Here is a 17,513-nt window from a genome sequence, read left to right on the forward strand (position 1 = left end):
GCACCCAGCCGACACAGGCACGAGTTACAGGTTTCTCTACCTCATCAAGCCCCGGCTGCGCTCCGCTCCGCCGGGCGCGCTTCCCGGCTCCGCTCCGGGCGCCGCTCCTGCCTTCGGCCCGCTCCGCCCGCGCTGCGCCGACGCGCGCCCTGGTAAGGGTTGGCCGGCGGCATGAGGTTAGAACACGTCGTGGCTGGGGCGGTCGGCTCCACGGCTTTAGGCAGCCACTTTGGGGCGAGCCTCTAAGATCTTGGCCCCAACGTCGTGCTTTAACGGGCAGGTCCACAGACTGCCCGACTCGCCATCAGCTTACGGGGCCAAGATCACTCGCCCCAAAGCAGCTCCAGCCCAAAGCCGCTCCGCCGACCTTCGTTGCCCCGGTGCGAGGCGGGCCGCAACTTCGTTGCCCCTGTCGTCGGCGCGTGCCAGGATCTGCCATCGGCTTCAACATCGACTTCCCTGGGGGAGAAGGAAATGGGCAGGAACACACTCGGTAGACGCGTCTTCGTGACCTTCGCTGCGGCACTCTCCGTCGGCGTGCTCGGTACGGCTTCCACCGCACAGGCAGAGCCAATGGCGTTTGGCACGCACACGTGGTCGGGAGACGTATATGACGGCCGGGGTGGGGGCCTGGCCGGTTCTGCCTCGACCGCAGAGGGGCACGAGTTCGATGTCTCCGCCACGCTTGACCACCGGTCGGTCGAAGTGACGATCTTCCAGAGTGCAGACGAGATGTGGAATCTGCAGTTCGTCGCGCCGAAGGGCCAGGTGCTCGCAGAGGGGCGCTATGAGGGGGCCGCGTACCCGCACCTCGGAACGCCGGAGCAGCCAGGACTCGCCGTCAGTACCCCCTGGGGTTCATCCAGCGACGTCACAGGTAGCTTCGTCATCACCGACCTCACCTTCGGAGACGGACAGAAGGTGGAGTCTTTCGCTGTCAGCTACGTGCAGCATCGCGAGGGCTTCGAGCCCCTTACCGGTGCGATTGAGATCGACTGACTAACGTCGCAGGACGCGTCGGCCCTCCGCATCCTGGGGGAGTGGTGCCGGGCCGTCCGTGGGCCGTGCGAGGAGAACCGGCGTCGACAGATGATGACAACTGGTCCCGGCATCCGTGCAGGTCACAAAGGGGACTACAGTAGACCGCCCCACGTGGCAGACTTGGGTCATCACTTCCAGAAGAACTAGTTCTTCTCGGACGTACGCTTCCGCGCAGGTCAGGCAGGACCCTCGGGGACTGCCTGACCTGCGCGGTTTTTGGCCGCGCATCCATACCCGTTATCGTTGTGCGGTATGCCTGTGTCCGGGTAGCTCCCGGACGTGGGCAGGACCCGAATCGAAAGGACCCGGAGAGCTATGCCTCCCAAGAAGAAGAAGGTCACGGGGCTCATCAAGCTCCAGATCCAGGCCGGTGCCGCGAACCCGGCTCCGCCGGTCGGCCCCGCGCTGGGTCAGCACGGCGTCAACATCATGGAGTTCTGCAAGGCCTACAACGCCGCGACCGAGTCGCAGCGCGGCTGGGTCATCCCGGTGGAGATCACGGTCTACGAGGACCGCTCCTTCACCTTCATCACCAAGACGCCGCCGGCCGCCAAGATGATCCTCAAGGCCGCGGGCGTGGAGAAGGGCTCCGGCGAGCCGCACAAGACCAAGGTCGCGAAGATCACGCGGGACCAGGTCCGTGAGATCGCCACCACCAAGATGCCCGACCTCAACGCCAACGACCTGGACCAGGCGGAGAAGATCATCGCCGGTACCGCGCGTTCCATGGGCGTCACGGTCGAGGGCTGACCCTCCACCCCCGTAAGTCAAGCAGTAGTGGCAGGGCCTGCTCGGCCCGGACCACGACTCCTAAGAAGCCACAGGAGCAGTAGTGAGCAAGCGCAGCAAGTCTCTCCGCGCTGCGGACGCCAAGATCGACCGGGACAAGCTCTACGCCCCGCTCGAGGCCGTCCGTCTCGCCAAGGAGACCTCCACCTCCAAGTTCGACGGCACCGTCGAGGTCGCCTTCCGTCTGGGTGTCGACCCGCGCAAGGCGGACCAGATGGTCCGTGGCACCGTGAACCTCCCGCACGGCACCGGTAAGACCGCCCGGGTCCTGGTCTTCGCGACCGGTGACCGTGCCGAGGCCGCGCGTGCCGCGGGCGCCGACATCGTCGGCGCCGACGAGCTGATCGACGAGGTGTCGAAGGGGCGTCTGGACTTCGACGCCGTCGTCGCCACCCCGGACCTCATGGGCAAGGTCGGCCGCCTCGGCCGCGTGCTCGGTCCGCGTGGTCTCATGCCGAACCCCAAGACCGGCACCGTGACCCCGGACGTCGCCAAGGCTGTCAACGACATCAAGGGCGGCAAGATCGAGTTCCGCGTCGACAAGCACTCGAACCTGCACTTCATCATCGGCAAGACGTCGTTCGACGACACCAAGCTGGTGGAGAACTACGGCGCGGCCCTGGAGGAGATCCTCCGTCTGAAGCCGTCCGCCGCCAAGGGCCGCTACATCAAGAAGGCCGCCATCAGCACCACGATGGGCCCCGGCATTCCGCTGGACTCCAACCGCACCCGCAACCTCCTCGTCGAGGAGGACCCGGCCGCGGTCTGAGCGAGCAGCTCGCCCCACCGGTTCACGGGCCCCGCACCTTCCGAGGTGCGGGGCCCGTCCCTTTCGGCCGTCCCCTTTCGGCCGCCCCGCCTCGGCCGTCCCCTTCGCCCCGTCCCGTTTTCCGGCGCCCTGGGTTAGCGTGCGGGCACCGGACCCGCGCACGGGGCGCAGGAGCCGTACGGGGCGCAAGGGGTGGGCGGATGACGGGTACGAGGGCACGCCGTACGGTTGCCTCGATCGCGGTGTCCGCCGCGCTGGCGTGCGGCAGCGCGTGCACCGCCGGCGAACCGCCCGCGGCCACGCCGGCCACCTCCGCCCCACCGCGGCCGACCGCCCCCGCCTCCCGTCCCCCGGCCCTCACCGGCCCCTCGGCGGACGCCCTGCGGGCCGTCGAACGCGCCACCGGGCGGGCCGGTTCGGCGCGGGTGGAGTCCACGACCGTGATGGGCCGCGAGCTGTCCCTGGAGGCCGAGGGCGCACTCGGCTGGCGCGACGACGGCCTCACCGGCACCCTGACGATCACCTACACCGGCGGCACGACCGCCGAGACCATGCGCCGCCTCGGCACCACCGCGATGGAGGCCCGGTACCTGCCCGACGCCTACTACGCCAAGATCGGCGACGCGTTCGCCGACCGGGTGGGCGGCCGGCACTGGATCAAGTACGTGTACGAGGACCTGGAGGACCTCGGCGGCGGGGCGGGCGCCGGGTTCGCCGACCAGATGCGCAACACCACGCCGAACCAGGCGGTGAAGCTGCTGCTGACGGCCGGGGACGTACGCAAGGTGGGCGAGGAGACGACGCGCGGCCGCCGCACCACGCACTGGTCCGGCACGGTGGGCACGGAGACCGCCCAGACCGTCGACATCTGGGTCGACGACCGGGACCTGCTGGTCAAGAAGGTCGAGCGAGGACGCACGAAGACCGGGGAGCTGACCCAGACCGCCTACTACAGCGACTACGGCGTCCCGGTCTCCGCGCAGCGTCCGCCGGCCGGGGACACCACGGACTTCAAGGAACTCCTCAGGTCACAGGCGGGTTGAGGTTCGTCCGGCGACACGGAATTCACAAGATCGTTCGAACCGATTCGGATAGGCTCGCGTCCTTGTCGTGAAGAACTGCTGTGGAGTAGCGGTGCGTTTCCTGTGCCGACCGTGCCCCTTGTGCTCCCTGAATCCCGTGGGGGGATATCGATGAAGACTTCCGTACGCGTGCCCGTGGGCGCCGGTCTCGCCGCACTGCTGCTCGCCGCCGGGGCGGTGGGCTGTTCCAAGGACGACTCCGAGTCCCCGGAGATGACGCCCGCGGCCGCCGTCGCCAAGGCGGCGAAGAACTCGGAGGAGATCAACTCCCTCCACTACCGCCTGACCGGCAAGACGCCCGAGGAGGGCCGCGTCAAGGCCGAGGCCGAGATGCAGATCAAGCCGACGCTCGCGATGAGCATGAAGATGACGGCCCTCGACCAGGGCGCCGAGGGCACCGCGGAGATCCGGCTCGTCGACAAGGCCATGTACATCGGCGGCAGCCCCGAGGCGGCCAAGGAGATGGACGGCAAGCGCTGGATCAAGTTCGACCTGTCCGGCACGGGCGTCGACGAGCAGATGAACCAGATGGGCAGCGCCTCCCAGGCCGACAAGAACCCGGCGACCGAGTCCACCTTCCTCACCGGGGCCAAGGACGTCGAGAAGGTCGGCACCGAGACCGTCGAAGGCGTGAAGACCACCCACTACAAGGGCACCGTCACCCTCGCCGACCTGGAGAAGACCATCGGGGACGAGGGAGAGGCCACCCGGGAGAAGCGGCAGAAGAGCCTCGATCAGTACGAGAAGATGGGCGTCGACAAGCTCACCATGGACATGTGGGTCGACGGCGACGACCAGACCAAGCAGTTCCGCATGCGGGCCGACGCGGACAAGGGCCCGCTGGACATGACCTTCACCTTCCTCGGCGTCAACGAGCCCGTTAAGGTCACCGCCCCGCCGGCCGCGGAGGTCGCCGACCTGGCCGAGATGATGGAGGAGGCCCAGCAGGGCTGAGGCGCCGCGCGCCCGGGTCGCCCGGGTCGCCGCTGGGGCGGATTTGCTTGACACTGCCCCGTTCACGTACGCTTCCACAGAAGCCAAAGACCGCTGGTCGTTGCCGTGTGTTCGAAAGAGGGCACGGTGGCCGAAGGATCCGCTGAACTGCGGACGACCCGCGCAGGTGACTGTGGATGAGCTCCCGGAAGTCCCCGCCCCGTGCGGATGACGAACGGTCGAGCCACGCCCCGAGCGCCTGCGCCGGGGCGTTTCGTTTTCCCCAGTCCTCCTTCGGGTCCGCGCGGTCCGAATCACCCGGAAGGAGGCCGAGGCTCTATGGCGACGCCCGAAAAGGCTGCCGCGGTTGCCGAGCTGACGGACAAGTTCCGCAGCTCCAACGCCGCCGTGCTGACCGAGTACCGCGGTCTCACCGTGGCGCAGCTCAAGACGCTGCGCCGGTCGCTCGGTGAGAACGCCCAGTACGCCGTGGTGAAGAACACGCTGACCAAGATTGCGGCCAACGAGGCCGGGATCACGCTCGACGACCAGCTCTTCGCTGGTCCGACGGCCGTCGCCTTCGTCACCGGTGACCCGGTGGAGTCGGCGAAGGGTCTGCGCGACTTCGCCAAGGACAACCCGAATCTCGTCATCAAGGGCGGTGTCCTTGACGGCAAGGCGATGTCCGCCGACGAGATCAAGAAGCTTGCGGACCTCGAGTCCCGCGAGGTTCTGCTCTCCAAGCTGGCCGGTGCCTTCAAGGCGAAGCAGTCCCAGGCTGCCTCCGTCTTCCAGGCGCTGCCCTCGAAGCTCGTCCGCACCGTGGACGCGCTCCGTGCCAAGCAGGACGAGCAGGGCGGTGCCGAGTAACTCGGCTCGCTTTCTGATCCGGGCCGCCTGAGCGGCACGGGTCGCAGCGGGCCGACGTACGCCCGCCACACCCCGTACATCCGGCACCTGCCGAATTAGTGGAAGGACCGCCATCATGGCGAAGCTCAGCCAGGACGACCTGCTCGCCCAGTTCGAGGAGATGACCCTCATCGAGCTCTCCGAGTTCGTGAAGGCCTTCGAGGAGAAGTTCGACGTCACCGCCGCCGCTGCCGCGCCGGTCGTCGTCGCCGGTGGTGCCGCTGGTGGCGCCGCCGCCGAGGCCGCCGAGGAGAAGGACGAGTTCGACGTCATCCTCACCGGCGCCGGCGACAAGAAGATCCAGGTCATCAAGGTCGTGCGCGAGCTGACCTCCCTGGGTCTGAAGGAGGCCAAGGACCTCGTGGACGGCGCCCCGAAGCCCGTCCTCGAGAAGGTCGCCAAGGACGCCGCGGACAAGGCCAAGGAGTCCCTCGAGGGCGCCGGCGCCTCGGTCGAGGTCAAGTAAGACCGCACCGGCACCACGGATCCGTCAGGGTCTGTAACGCCGTAGCACCGAAGAGCGATCATCCATCCGGGTGGTCGCTCTTCGGCGTATCCGGGGTGCGGCGGAGGTCGCCTTGCACCTGTGACGGTGAAGAGTAGGGTGATCTTCGTCGTGCCGTCTCCGGGGCCCTGAGAGCCGCTGGAGACACCGGTTCGGGCCTAGGGGGGCCTTGACGAACCGCACGCAGCGCGCAATTCTCAGGGCGTCGTCAAAGGATCCGAATCCGAGGCATGGATCGACGGCGAAGAGGGCAGTATCTGGGTGCGTTGAGGGCGAGGCCTTGCCGCACAGGTGGTGAGAACAACGAGGAGCGAACACGGTCCCCGAGAACCGCACTGGACATCAGTGGGCCAAGTGGCTACACTGACCCTTTGCGCTGCCTGTTAGCTGCCCCCTGCCCGTCACCAGGGGTCTGCCCTCGCCCGAGCACTGACGACCAGAGCATGCCTGACCTGGCTCTTTAGCCACATCAGGCACCCCCTGTCTCCGTGCACGGAAGAGGGGCCGGTACGCGCGTAGTGAGTCCGAGCCCTCGGAAGGACCCCCTCTTGGCCGCCTCGCGCAATGCCTCGACCGCGAATACGAACAACGCTGCCAGCACCGCCCCGCTGCGCATCTCCTTTGCAAAGATCAAGGAGCCCCTCGAGGTTCCGAACCTCCTCGCGCTGCAGACCGAGAGCTTCGACTGGCTGCTCGGCAACGACGCGTGGAAGGCTCGCGTCGAGTCGGCTCTGGAGTCCGGTCACGACGTCCCCACCAAGTCCGGTCTGGAGGAGATCTTCGAAGAGATCTCCCCGATCGAGGACTTCTCCGGGTCGATGTCGCTGACGTTCCGCGACCACCGCTTCGAGCCCCCGAAGAACAGCATCGACGAGTGCAAGGACCGCGACTTCACGTACGCGGCCCCGCTCTTCGTCACCGCCGAGTTCACCAACAACGAGACCGGCGAGATCAAGTCCCAGACGGTCTTCATGGGCGACTTCCCGCTCATGACGAACAAGGGCACCTTCGTCATCAACGGCACCGAGCGTGTCGTCGTGTCGCAGCTGGTCCGTTCGCCGGGTGTCTACTTCGACTCCTCCATCGACAAGACGTCCGACAAGGACATCTTCTCCGCCAAGATCATCCCCTCCCGGGGTGCCTGGCTGGAGATGGAGATCGACAAGCGCGACATGGTCGGTGTGCGCATCGACCGCAAGCGCAAGCAGTCCGTGACCGTCCTCCTCAAGGCCCTCGGTTGGACCACCGAGCAGATCCTCGAGGAGTTCGGCGAGTACGAGTCCATGCGCGCCACCCTGGAGAAGGACCACACCCAGGGCCAGGACGACGCGCTGCTCGACATCTACCGCAAGCTGCGTCCGGGCGAGCCCCCCACGCGTGAGGCCGCGCAGACGCTGCTCGAGAACCTCTACTTCAACCCGAAGCGCTACGACCTCGCCAAGGTCGGCCGCTACAAGGTGAACAAGAAGCTCGGCGCGGACGAGCCGCTGGACGCCGGCGTGCTCACCACCGACGACATCATCGCCACCATCAAGTACCTGGTGAAGCTGCACGCCGGTGAGACCGAGACGATCGGCGAGTCGGGCCGGGAGATCGTCGTCGAGACCGACGACATCGACCACTTCGGCAACCGCCGCATCCGCAACGTCGGCGAGCTGATCCAGAACCAGGTCCGTACGGGTCTCGCCCGTATGGAGCGCGTCGTGCGCGAGCGCATGACCACCCAGGACGTCGAGGCGATCACGCCGCAGACCCTGATCAACATCCGGCCGGTCGTCGCCTCCATCAAGGAGTTCTTCGGCACCAGCCAGCTGTCCCAGTTCATGGACCAGAACAACCCGCTGTCGGGGCTGACGCACAAGCGTCGTCTGAACGCCCTCGGCCCGGGTGGTCTCTCCCGTGAGCGGGCCGGCTTCGAGGTCCGCGACGTGCACCCGTCGCACTACGGCCGCATGTGCCCGATCGAGACGCCCGAAGGCCCGAACATCGGTCTGATCGGTTCGCTCGCCTCGTACGGCCGGATCAACCCGTTCGGCTTCATCGAGACGCCGTACCGCAAGGTCGTCGACGGCCAGGTCACCGACGACGTCGACTACCTGACCGCCGACGAGGAGGACCGCTTCGTCATCGCGCAGGCCAACGCCACGCTCAACGACGACATGCGGTTCGCCGAGGCCCGCGTCCTGGTCCGCCGCCGTGGCGGCGAGGTCGACTACGTCCCCGGTGACGACGTCGACTACATGGACGTCTCGCCGCGCCAGATGGTGTCGGTCGCGACCGCGATGATCCCGTTCCTCGAGCACGACGACGCCAACCGTGCCCTCATGGGCGCGAACATGATGCGTCAGGCGGTGCCGCTCATCAAGAGCGAGTCCCCGCTGGTCGGCACCGGCATGGAGTACCGCTCCGCCGCCGACGCCGGCGACGTGGTCAAGGCCGAGAAGGCGGGTGTGGTCCAGGAGGTCTCCGCGGACTACATCACCACGACCAACGACGACGGCACGTACATCACGTACCGCCTGGCCAAGTTCTCCCGGTCCAACCAGGGCACCTCGGTCAACCAGAAGGTCATCGTCGCCGAGGGCGACCGGATCATCGAGGGCCAGGTCCTGGCCGACGGCCCGGCCACCGAGAACGGCGAGATGGCGCTCGGCAAGAACCTGCTGGTCGCGTTCATGCCGTGGGAGGGTCACAACTACGAGGACGCGATCATCCTGTCGCAGCGCCTCGTGCAGGACGACGTCCTCTCCTCGATCCACATCGAGGAGCACGAGGTCGACGCCCGTGACACCAAGCTCGGCCCCGAGGAGATCACCCGGGACATCCCGAACGTCTCCGAGGAGGTCCTCGCCGACCTCGACGAGCGCGGCATCATCCGCATCGGTGCCGAGGTCGTCGCCGGCGACATCCTGGTCGGCAAGGTCACGCCCAAGGGCGAGACCGAGCTGACGCCGGAGGAGCGCCTGCTCCGCGCGATCTTCGGTGAGAAGGCCCGTGAGGTCCGCGACACCTCGCTGAAGGTCCCGCACGGCGAGATCGGCAAGGTCATCGGCGTCCGCGTCTTCGACCGCGAGGAGGGCGACGAGCTTCCCCCCGGTGTGAACCAGCTGGTGCGCGTGTACGTCGCGCAGAAGCGCAAGATCACCGACGGTGACAAGCTCGCCGGCCGGCACGGCAACAAGGGCGTCATCTCCAAGATCAATCCGATCGAGGACATGCCGTTCCTGGAGGACGGCACGCCCGTCGACATCATCCTGAACCCGCTGGGTGTCCCGTCCCGAATGAACCCGGGACAGGTCCTGGAGATCCACCTCGGCTGGCTCGCCAGCCGCGGCTGGGACGTCTCCGGCCTCGCGGAGGAGTGGGCGCAGCGCCTCCAGGCGATCGGCGCCGACAAGGTCGAGCCCGGCACCAACGTCGCCACCCCGGTCTTCGACGGTGCGCGCGAGGACGAGCTGGCCGGCCTGCTCCAGCACACCATCCCGAACCGGGACGGCGAGCGCATGGTGCTCCCGACCGGCAAGGCGCGGCTGTTCGACGGCCGCAGCGGTGAGCCGTTCCCGGACCCGATCTCGGTCGGGTACATGTACATCCTCAAGCTCCACCACCTGGTCGACGACAAGCTGCACGCCCGGTCGACCGGCCCGTACTCGATGATCACCCAGCAGCCGCTGGGTGGTAAGGCCCAGTTCGGTGGCCAGCGCTTCGGTGAGATGGAGGTGTGGGCGCTGGAGGCTTACGGCGCCGCGTACGCCCTCCAGGAGCTGCTGACCATCAAGTCCGACGACGTGACCGGCCGCGTGAAGGTCTACGAGGCCATCGTCAAGGGCGAGAACATTCCTGAGCCCGGCATCCCCGAGTCCTTCAAGGTGCTCATCAAGGAGATGCAGTCCCTGTGCCTCAACGTGGAGGTGCTGTCCTCGGACGGCATGTCCATCGAGATGCGTGACACCGACGAGGACGTCTTCCGCGCAGCGGAGGAGCTCGGCATCGACCTGTCGCGGCGCGAGCCGAGCAGCGTCGAAGAGGTCTGACGGGAGTCAGGCGGGGCCTCTCACGCACAGGCCCCGCCGATCCCGCGACCCCCGTTTCAGACCACAGACTTACAACCCTGAGAGGGATTGACGCATAGTGCTCGACGTCAACTTCTTCGACGAGCTCCGGATCGGTCTGGCCACCGCTGACGACATCCGTCAGTGGAGCCACGGCGAGGTCAAGAAGCCCGAGACCATCAACTACCGCACCCTCAAGCCCGAGAAGGACGGACTCTTCTGCGAGAAGATCTTCGGTCCGACCCGGGACTGGGAGTGCTACTGCGGCAAGTACAAGCGCGTCCGCTTCAAGGGCATCATCTGTGAGCGCTGCGGCGTCGAGGTCACTCGCGCCAAGGTGCGCCGTGAGCGGATGGGCCACATCGAGCTGGCCGCTCCCGTCACCCACATCTGGTACTTCAAGGGCGTGCCGTCGCGCCTGGGCTACCTGCTGGACCTGGCGCCGAAGGACCTCGAGAAGGTCATCTACTTCGCCGCGTACATGATCACCTTCGTGGACGAGGAGCGCCGCACGCGCGACCTGCCCTCGCTGGAGGCCCACGTCTCCGTCGAGCGCCAGCAGATCGAGCAGCGCCGCGACTCCGACCTGGAGGCCCGTGCCAAGAAGCTCGAGACGGACCTCGCCGAGCTGGAGGCCGAGGGCGCCAAGGCCGACGTGCGCCGCAAGGTGCGCGAGGGTGCCGAGCGTGAGATGAAGCAGCTGCGCGACCGTGCGCAGCGCGAGATCGACCGCCTCGACGAGGTGTGGAACCGGTTCAAGAACCTCAAGGTCCAGGACCTGGAGGGCGACGAGCTGCTCTACCGCGAGCTGCGCGACCGCTTCGGCACCTACTTCGACGGCTCGATGGGCGCCGCCGCGCTGCAGAAGCGCCTGGAGTCCTTCGACCTCGACGAGGAGGCCGAGCGCCTCCGCGAGATCATCCGCACCGGCAAGGGCCAGAAGAAGACCCGTGCGCTCAAGCGCCTCAAGGTCGTCTCCGCGTTCCTGCAGACCAGCAACAGCCCCAAGGGCATGGTGCTCGACTGCGTGCCGGTCATCCCGCCGGACCTGCGTCCGATGGTGCAGCTGGACGGTGGCCGCTTCGCGACCTCCGACCTGAACGACCTGTACCGCCGTGTCATCAACCGCAACAACCGCCTGAAGCGGCTTCTCGACCTCGGCGCGCCCGAGATCATCGTGAACAACGAGAAGCGCATGCTGCAGGAGGCCGTCGACGCGCTCTTCGACAACGGCCGTCGCGGCCGCCCGGTCACGGGCCCCGGCAACCGTCCGCTGAAGTCGCTGTCCGACATGCTCAAGGGCAAGCAGGGCCGCTTCCGTCAGAACCTGCTCGGCAAGCGAGTCGACTACTCGGCGCGTTCCGTCATCGTCGTCGGCCCGCAGCTGAAGCTGCACCAGTGCGGTCTGCCCAAGGCCATGGCGCTGGAGCTCTTCAAGCCGTTCGTGATGAAGCGCCTGGTCGACCTGAACCACGCGCAGAACATCAAGAGCGCCAAGCGCATGGTCGAGCGCGGCCGCACGGTCGTGTACGACGTGCTCGAAGAGGTCATCGCGGAGCACCCGGTTCTGCTGAACCGTGCGCCCACCCTGCACCGCCTGGGCATCCAGGCCTTCGAGCCGCAGCTGGTCGAGGGCAAGGCCATCCAGATCCACCCGCTCGTCTGCACCGCGTTCAACGCGGACTTCGACGGTGACCAGATGGCCGTGCACCTGCCGCTGTCCGCGGAGGCGCAGGCCGAGGCCCGCATCCTGATGCTGTCCTCGAACAACATCCTGAAGCCGGCCGACGGCCGTCCGGTGACGATGCCGACCCAGGACATGGTCCTCGGTCTGTTCTTCCTCACCACCGACGGCGAGGGCCGCGACCTCAAGGGCGAGGGCCGTTCCTTCGGTTCCGCCGCCGAGGCGATCATGGCGTTCGACGCGGGCGACCTGTCGCTCCAGTCGAAGGTCGACATCCGCTTCCCGGTGGGCACCATCCCGCCCCGCGGCTGGGAGCCCCCGGCCCGCGAGGAGGGTGAGCCGGAGTGGCAGCAGGGTGACACCTTCACCCTGAAGACCACGCTGGGCCGCGCGCTCTTCAACGAGCTGCTGCCCGAGGACTACCCCTTCGTCGACTACGAGGTCGGCAAGAAGCAGCTCTCCGAGATCGTCAACGACCTCGCCGAGCGCTACCCCAAGGTCATCGTGGCGGCGACGCTCGACAACCTGAAGGCGGCCGGCTTCTTCTGGGCGACGCGTTCCGGCGTCACCGTGGCCATCTCCGACGTCGTCGTTCCCGAGGCGAAGAAGGAGATCGTCCGCGGCTACGAGGCGCAGGACGAGAAGGTCCAGAAGCAGTACGAGCGCGGTCTGATCACCAAGGACGAGCGCACGCAGGAGCTCATCGCGATCTGGACCAAGGCGACCAACGAGGTCGCCGAGGCGATGAACGACAACTTCCCGAAGACCAACCCGATCTTCATGATGGTGAACTCGGGCGCACGAGGCAACATGATGCAGATGCGTCAGATCGCCGGTATGCGTGGTCTGGTGTCGAACGCGAAGAACGAGACGATCCCGCGTCCGATCAAGGCGTCCTTCCGTGAGGGCCTGTCCGTGCTGGAGTACTTCATCTCCACGCACGGTGCCCGTAAGGGTCTGGCGGACACCGCTCTGCGTACCGCCGACTCGGGTTACCTCACGCGTCGTCTGGTCGACGTCTCCCAGGACGTCATCATTCGCGAGGAGGACTGCGGCACCGAGCGCGGCCTCAGGCTGCGGATCGCCGAGCGCGGCGCCGACGGCGTGCTGCGCAAGGCGGAGGACGTCGAGACCAGCGTCTACGCCCGCATGCTCGCCGAGGACGTCGTCATCGACGGCAAGGTCATCGCGCCGGCCAACGTCGACCTCGGTGACGTGCTCATCGACGCCCTGGTCGCCCACGGCGTCGAGGAGGTCAAGACCCGCTCGATCCTGACCTGCGAGTCCCAGGTCGGCACCTGCGCCATGTGCTACGGCCGCTCGCTGGCCACCGGCAAGCTGGTCGACATCGGTGAGGCGGTCGGCATCATCGCCGCCCAGTCCATCGGTGAGCCCGGCACCCAGCTGACGATGCGTACCTTCCACACCGGTGGTGTGGCCGGTGACGACATCACGCAGGGTCTGCCGCGTGTCGTCGAGCTCTTCGAGGCCCGTACCCCGAAGGGTGTCGCCCCGATCTCCGAGGCCTCCGGCCGCGTCCGGATCGAGGAGACCGAGAAGACGAAGAAGATCGTCGTCACCCCCGACGACGGCAGCGACGAGACGGCGTTCCCGATCTCGAAGCGGTCCCGTCTGCTGGTGGGCGAGGGCGACCACGTCGAGGTGGGCCAGAAGCTCACCGTGGGTGCCACCAACCCGCACGACGTGCTGCGCATCCTGGGTCAGCGTGCCGTCCAGGTCCACCTGGTCGGCGAGGTCCAGAAGGTCTACAACTCGCAGGGCGTGTCGATCCACGACAAGCACATCGAGATCATCATCCGGCAGATGCTGCGCCGCGTGACGATCATCGAGTCCGGCGACGCGGAGCTGCTGCCCGGCGAGCTGGTCGAGCGGACCAAGTTCGAGACCGAGAACCGTCGTGTGGTCCAGGAGGGCGGTCACCCGGCCTCCGGGCGTCCGCAGCTGATGGGTATCACCAAGGCCTCGCTGGCGACGGAGTCCTGGCTGTCGGCCGCCTCCTTCCAGGAGACGACCAGGGTCCTGACGGACGCGGCGATCAACGCCAAGTCCGACAGCCTCATCGGCCTCAAGGAGAACGTCATCATCGGTAAGCTCATCCCGGCCGGTACGGGTCTGTCCCGCTACCGCAACATCCGGGTGGAGCCGACCGAGGAGGCCAAGGCCGCGATGTACTCGGCCGTCGGCTACGACGACATCGACTACTCGCCGTTCGGCACGGGCTCCGGTCAGGCCGTTCCGCTGGAGGACTACGACTACGGTCCGTACAACCAGTAGGCGGGTCGCCCGACGAGGCCGCTACGACCGCAGGGCGGTCACCCCGAGAGGGGTGGCCGCCCTGCGGCGTGGGTCAGTGCAGGACCTCCCACAGGGCGACGGCGGCGCCGGCCGTCGCGGCGAGCGCGGTGATGCTCGCGAGGGGCCAGCGGGAGTGTTCCAGTGAGTCGAGCCGGGCCTCGTGGTCGGCGAGTTGCTTGTCGGTCTGGTCGCTGCGCTGCACCAGGAGGGCGAGCTGGCCGTCGGCGCGGGCGAAGCCCGCCTCCAGGCTGCCGCGCAGGCGCTCCAGTTCGAGTGCTACGGCGACCGGGTTGTTCGGGTCAGTCTCCGTCATGGGCGGCTCCCGACGGTTCGGCTCCGGGCGGCCCGGTGCGCAGCCACGCCGGGAGCAGGGCCTGCACCCCGGGCACGGCCATCACCCGGGTCAGCGCCCCCGCGACGGCCAGGGCCCCGGCGACCCGGGGCAGGGTCGCCGGGACTCCGGCCGCGTCGACAAGCGCGGGCAGAAGCAGGGCAAGGGCGACGGCGGTCTGGACGACGGTGCGGGCGGTACGCCTGGCGGCGTCGGACATGGCAGGCTCCTCACTTCGTGTACGGGACTTTGAGGGCGTTCCATGAGGTGCGGCCCGGAATGCCGTCGGCGTCGGCGCCGCGGAAGCCGAGCTTGCGCTGCCAGGCGGCGTAGGAGCGGCGGTCGGCGTCGGTCCAGCGGGGGCCGGGGCCGACGGCGTACGCGGAGCAGCCCTCGGCGACGAGCCGGCGCCCCATGGCGGTGATGACGGGGGAGCTGGTGCGCGTGGTGAAGAAGCCGGCGCCGGGGAAGGGCTGGTGGCGCGGTGCGGTCGCGCCGCCGGAGGGGCGGGACTGGGACGCCCCGCCCTTGCCCGCCCCGCTCGCCGGGGAGCCGAGCCGGGCGGCGATCCGGTCCCGCAGGGACGGCATGGTGAAGCCGCGCGGATCGACCTTCCAGTCGGACCACTCCAGGTGACCGACGACGCTGCGGGCACTCCAGCCGTGGGCCCGGCAGATCGCCGCCGAGACCCGCTCGATCGCGTCCAGCTGGGCGGCCGGCCAGGGGTCCTCGCCGTCGCCGAGGTTGACGCACTCGAAGCCGTAGAAGCGGGCGTTGCCGTCGACGGCGCCCGCGCTGCCCTCGTGTTCGTGCGGGGCGGGCGGCCGGTCGCCGTAGTCCTCGGCGATCACCCGGTCGAGCACGTCGGGGTCGCCGCCGCCGGCGTGGTTGGCGCGGCCGTTGCCGACCAGGTGGACGGTGCCGGCCTTGTCGATGACGCCGTGGCAGAGCGGCCCGGGGAGCGTGGAGTGGCCGTTGTAGCAGAGGGCGACGGAGGACTCGGTGCCGCTGCTGACGGTGTGGTGGATCAGCACGCCGTTGACGGGGCCCCAGGCGCCCTTGTGGTTGCGGTTGTGGGTGCGCCAGGAGCCGTACTCGACGACGTCGACGCCTTCGGCGCGCAGCGCGGCGAGCAGCCGGTCGGCGCTCAGGGGAGTGGCCACGAGGAATTCCTCTCGTTTCGGGTGTGCGAAGGCCCCGCACCGAGCGGGTGCGGGGCCTTCGGTGCGGGCGGCTGATCAGGACAGCGCGGCCCAGATGGCGTTGGAGTCGGCCACCACGGTTTTCGGGTCGAAGGTGGTGGGCAGCGACGACTGGCCGGTGGTGCCCAGCCGGCCGTGGCGGACGAACCTGCCCGGCATCCGGGCACTTCCGCCGGGGGCCTCGCCCATGCTGGCGCCCCGCATGAAGGCCGGGCCGTTGCTGGTGGGGCTGGGCCCGTTGACGACGAGGGCGACCCAGTACAGGCCCGGCTCCGCGTCGTACTGGGCGGACAGCGGGCAGATCACGGTCTGGCCCTCGGTCGCGGGGATCAGCGTGGTCAGCGACGCGGTGAGGCCGACCCGCTTGCCCGCCTCGGTGTACAGGCCCGCGTACGAGGAGGAGCTGAGCGCGTTGTTGCCCGCGTAGCCCGGGACGTAGAACACGACGTTCTTCACGAGGGCGGGGGCGTGCAGCGGGATGCCGATGAGGTACACCCAGCCGTTGATGCAGTACTGCACCGAGTTGGCGGAACTGGCCGCCGGGTCGAAGGACCAGCCGTGGAAGCCCATCGCCGACGGGGACCAGGTGCCGGCGGCGGACACCGCGTCCACGTAGCCGCGCCGGGTCAGCGCGTCGTCCGTGGTGGGGGCGGCCGCGGTGGCCGGCGGGACGGCGAAGGTCTTGATGCCCTCGACGGTCTGGTCGCCGGCCAGCAGGACCGCCTCACCCGCGGGCACCGCCGTGACGTCGGCCGCGGTGAGGACGACCTCGCCGGTGAGGCCGTTGACGGACCGTACCGGAGCGGCGCCGAGCGCCACGTAGCGGGCGTCGCCCGCCGCCGGGGTCAGCGCGCCCAGGCCGTCCGCGGTCAGCTGTACGTCCCCGGTCATGCCGTTGACGGAGGCGACGGCGCCGCCGCCGGCCGGCAGCTGGGCGGCCGGGACCAGCCCGTCGGTGCCGAGGGTGGCGACACCGCCGGGCGCGCCGGCCGACGCGGCGGCGAGGGCGGCCACGTCGGCGGCGCTCAGCACGATGTCGGCCTCGGTGTGACCGTTGACCGAGTGCACCGCGCCGGCCGGACCGGCCGGCCCCTGCGGCCCCAGTTCACCGGCGGGCCCCGGCGGCCCCGGCACGGCCACGTACTGCGGCGTGCCGGGGTCGGCCGGGGCGATGTCGGCGAGGTCGATGGCGGGGACGGCCGCCGACAGCACGATCTGGTAGGTGCGTCCGCCGCGGGCGAGCCCGGCGAGCTTCTCGGTGACCGTGTAGGTCCAGGTCGCCGGGTTCCAGCCGGGTGCGTCGGTGGCCGGCAGGACGACACTGATCCTGCCGTCGGCGTCGAGGGTGGTGCGGGTCGGGCCGCCCAGGAAGAGGTCCGCCTCGGCGTGGGTGAGCAGGGCCGGCGGCCGGAACTCGACGGTGCCGCTCATCGGGCGGCCGTCCGGCGTCAGGTAGCGGGCGGTGACGGTGACGGTGGGGATGTTTTCAGGCAGCACTCGGGTGCCCTCCTCGATGGTGGATGGGGTGACGTCCGCTGCGGCGGGGGTCGGTGCGGGGTGCCCGCCGTGGGGCGCGTCGCGGGCGCCGCTGGGGCTCGGCGCCTTCACGGGCGTCGGTGGGCCGTCCGGCACCGGTCGGCCGGACAGCCCGGCATCTGCCGTACCGCCCGGCATCGGCCGTACCGCTCGGCACCGGCCGTGGTGCCCTCGCGGCGGCGGTAGTCGGGAGGCCGCGGTCCCGGGGGCCGCAGTCCCGGAAGGCTGTGGTCCCGGAAGGCTGTTGCGCCCGGGGGCCGTGGGCGCGGGGGCGGCGGGGGCCGGGGTGGCCGTGGTGGTCTGGGCCGGTTCGGTCGTGTGTAGTGGTGTCCGGGAGGTCTTGGTGCTCGGGAGGCCGTGGGGC

The 17,513-nt window shown here is 68.9% G+C and carries 13 protein-coding genes; 9 read left to right on the top strand and 4 right to left on the bottom strand.

Annotated features, from left to right (window positions below):
* Positions 1-507: 507 nt before the first annotated feature.
* The 9 genes from AB0P07_RS01160 to AB0P07_RS01200 all read left to right on the top strand — a co-directional run bounded on the left by AB0P07_RS01160 (position 508) and on the right by AB0P07_RS01200 (position 14,059).
* Entirely contained in the window at positions 508-999 is a 492-nt protein-coding gene (locus AB0P07_RS01160) for a hypothetical protein (RefSeq protein WP_365543386.1), read from the top strand.
* Positions 1,000-1,356: 357 nt separating this feature from the next.
* Complete coding sequence (rplK, locus tag AB0P07_RS01165) at positions 1,357-1,791, top strand: 50S ribosomal protein L11 (RefSeq protein ID WP_003974315.1); 435 nt, start codon at positions 1,357-1,359, stop codon at positions 1,789-1,791.
* 82 nt (positions 1,792-1,873) lie between these two features.
* Positions 1,874-2,599 carry a 50S ribosomal protein L1 gene (gene rplA, locus AB0P07_RS01170; protein ID WP_030145437.1) on the top strand — a complete coding sequence of 242 codons (726 nt, stop codon included), beginning with the start codon at positions 1,874-1,876 and terminating at the stop codon, positions 2,597-2,599.
* A gap of 200 nt (positions 2,600-2,799) precedes the next feature.
* Positions 2,800-3,642: a hypothetical protein gene (locus AB0P07_RS01175; RefSeq protein ID WP_365543390.1), complete on the top strand. Its 843-nt coding sequence runs from the start codon at positions 2,800-2,802 to the stop codon at positions 3,640-3,642.
* Between the two features lie 150 nt (positions 3,643-3,792).
* The gene (locus AB0P07_RS01180) at positions 3,793-4,635 is read left to right on the top strand and encodes a DUF1396 domain-containing protein (protein ID WP_365543393.1); all 843 of its coding nucleotides are present in this window, start codon (positions 3,793-3,795) and stop codon (positions 4,633-4,635) included.
* 318 nt (positions 4,636-4,953) lie between these two features.
* Complete coding sequence (rplJ, locus tag AB0P07_RS01185; RefSeq protein WP_052839547.1) at positions 4,954-5,484, top strand: 50S ribosomal protein L10; 531 nt, start codon at positions 4,954-4,956, stop codon at positions 5,482-5,484.
* 115 nt (positions 5,485-5,599) lie between these two features.
* Complete coding sequence (gene rplL / locus AB0P07_RS01190; RefSeq protein ID WP_052839548.1) at positions 5,600-5,989, top strand: 50S ribosomal protein L7/L12; 390 nt, start codon at positions 5,600-5,602, stop codon at positions 5,987-5,989.
* Positions 5,990-6,576: 587 nt separating this feature from the next.
* Positions 6,577-10,062: a DNA-directed RNA polymerase subunit beta gene (gene rpoB / locus AB0P07_RS01195; protein ID WP_365543397.1), complete on the top strand. Its 3,486-nt coding sequence runs from the start codon at positions 6,577-6,579 to the stop codon at positions 10,060-10,062.
* A gap of 97 nt (positions 10,063-10,159) precedes the next feature.
* A complete protein-coding gene (locus AB0P07_RS01200; RefSeq protein WP_365543400.1) occupies positions 10,160-14,059 on the top strand; it encodes a DNA-directed RNA polymerase subunit beta' in 3,900 nt (1,299 codons plus the stop codon).
* A 73-nt stretch (positions 14,060-14,132) separates the two neighbouring features.
* On the opposite strand, the gene AB0P07_RS01205 is transcribed toward AB0P07_RS01200, so the two are convergent.
* From AB0P07_RS01205 to AB0P07_RS01220, 4 genes are all read right to left on the bottom strand, one after another.
* On the bottom strand, positions 14,133-14,393 hold the full coding sequence (locus AB0P07_RS01205) for a hypothetical protein (protein ID WP_365543402.1): 261 nt from the start codon (positions 14,391-14,393) through the stop codon (positions 14,133-14,135).
* Positions 14,380-14,631, bottom strand: coding sequence for a hypothetical protein (locus tag AB0P07_RS01210; protein WP_365543405.1), 252 nt, complete (start codon positions 14,629-14,631; stop codon positions 14,380-14,382). The genes AB0P07_RS01205 and AB0P07_RS01210 overlap by 14 nt, the downstream gene beginning before the upstream one ends.
* A 10-nt stretch (positions 14,632-14,641) precedes the next feature.
* A complete protein-coding gene (locus AB0P07_RS01215; protein WP_365543408.1) occupies positions 14,642-15,574 on the bottom strand; it encodes a peptidoglycan-binding protein in 933 nt (310 codons plus the stop codon).
* A gap of 75 nt (positions 15,575-15,649) precedes the next feature.
* Positions 15,650-17,110, bottom strand: a complete 1,461-nt coding sequence (locus AB0P07_RS01220) for a phage tail protein (RefSeq protein ID WP_365543411.1) — start codon at positions 17,108-17,110, stop codon at positions 15,650-15,652.
* Positions 17,111-17,513 lie beyond the last annotated feature (403 nt).

This window comes from Streptomyces sp. NPDC085944 (assembly GCF_040686295.1).
GTDB classification, from domain to species: Bacteria; Actinomycetota; Actinomycetes; order Streptomycetales; family Streptomycetaceae; genus Streptomyces; species Streptomyces salinarius.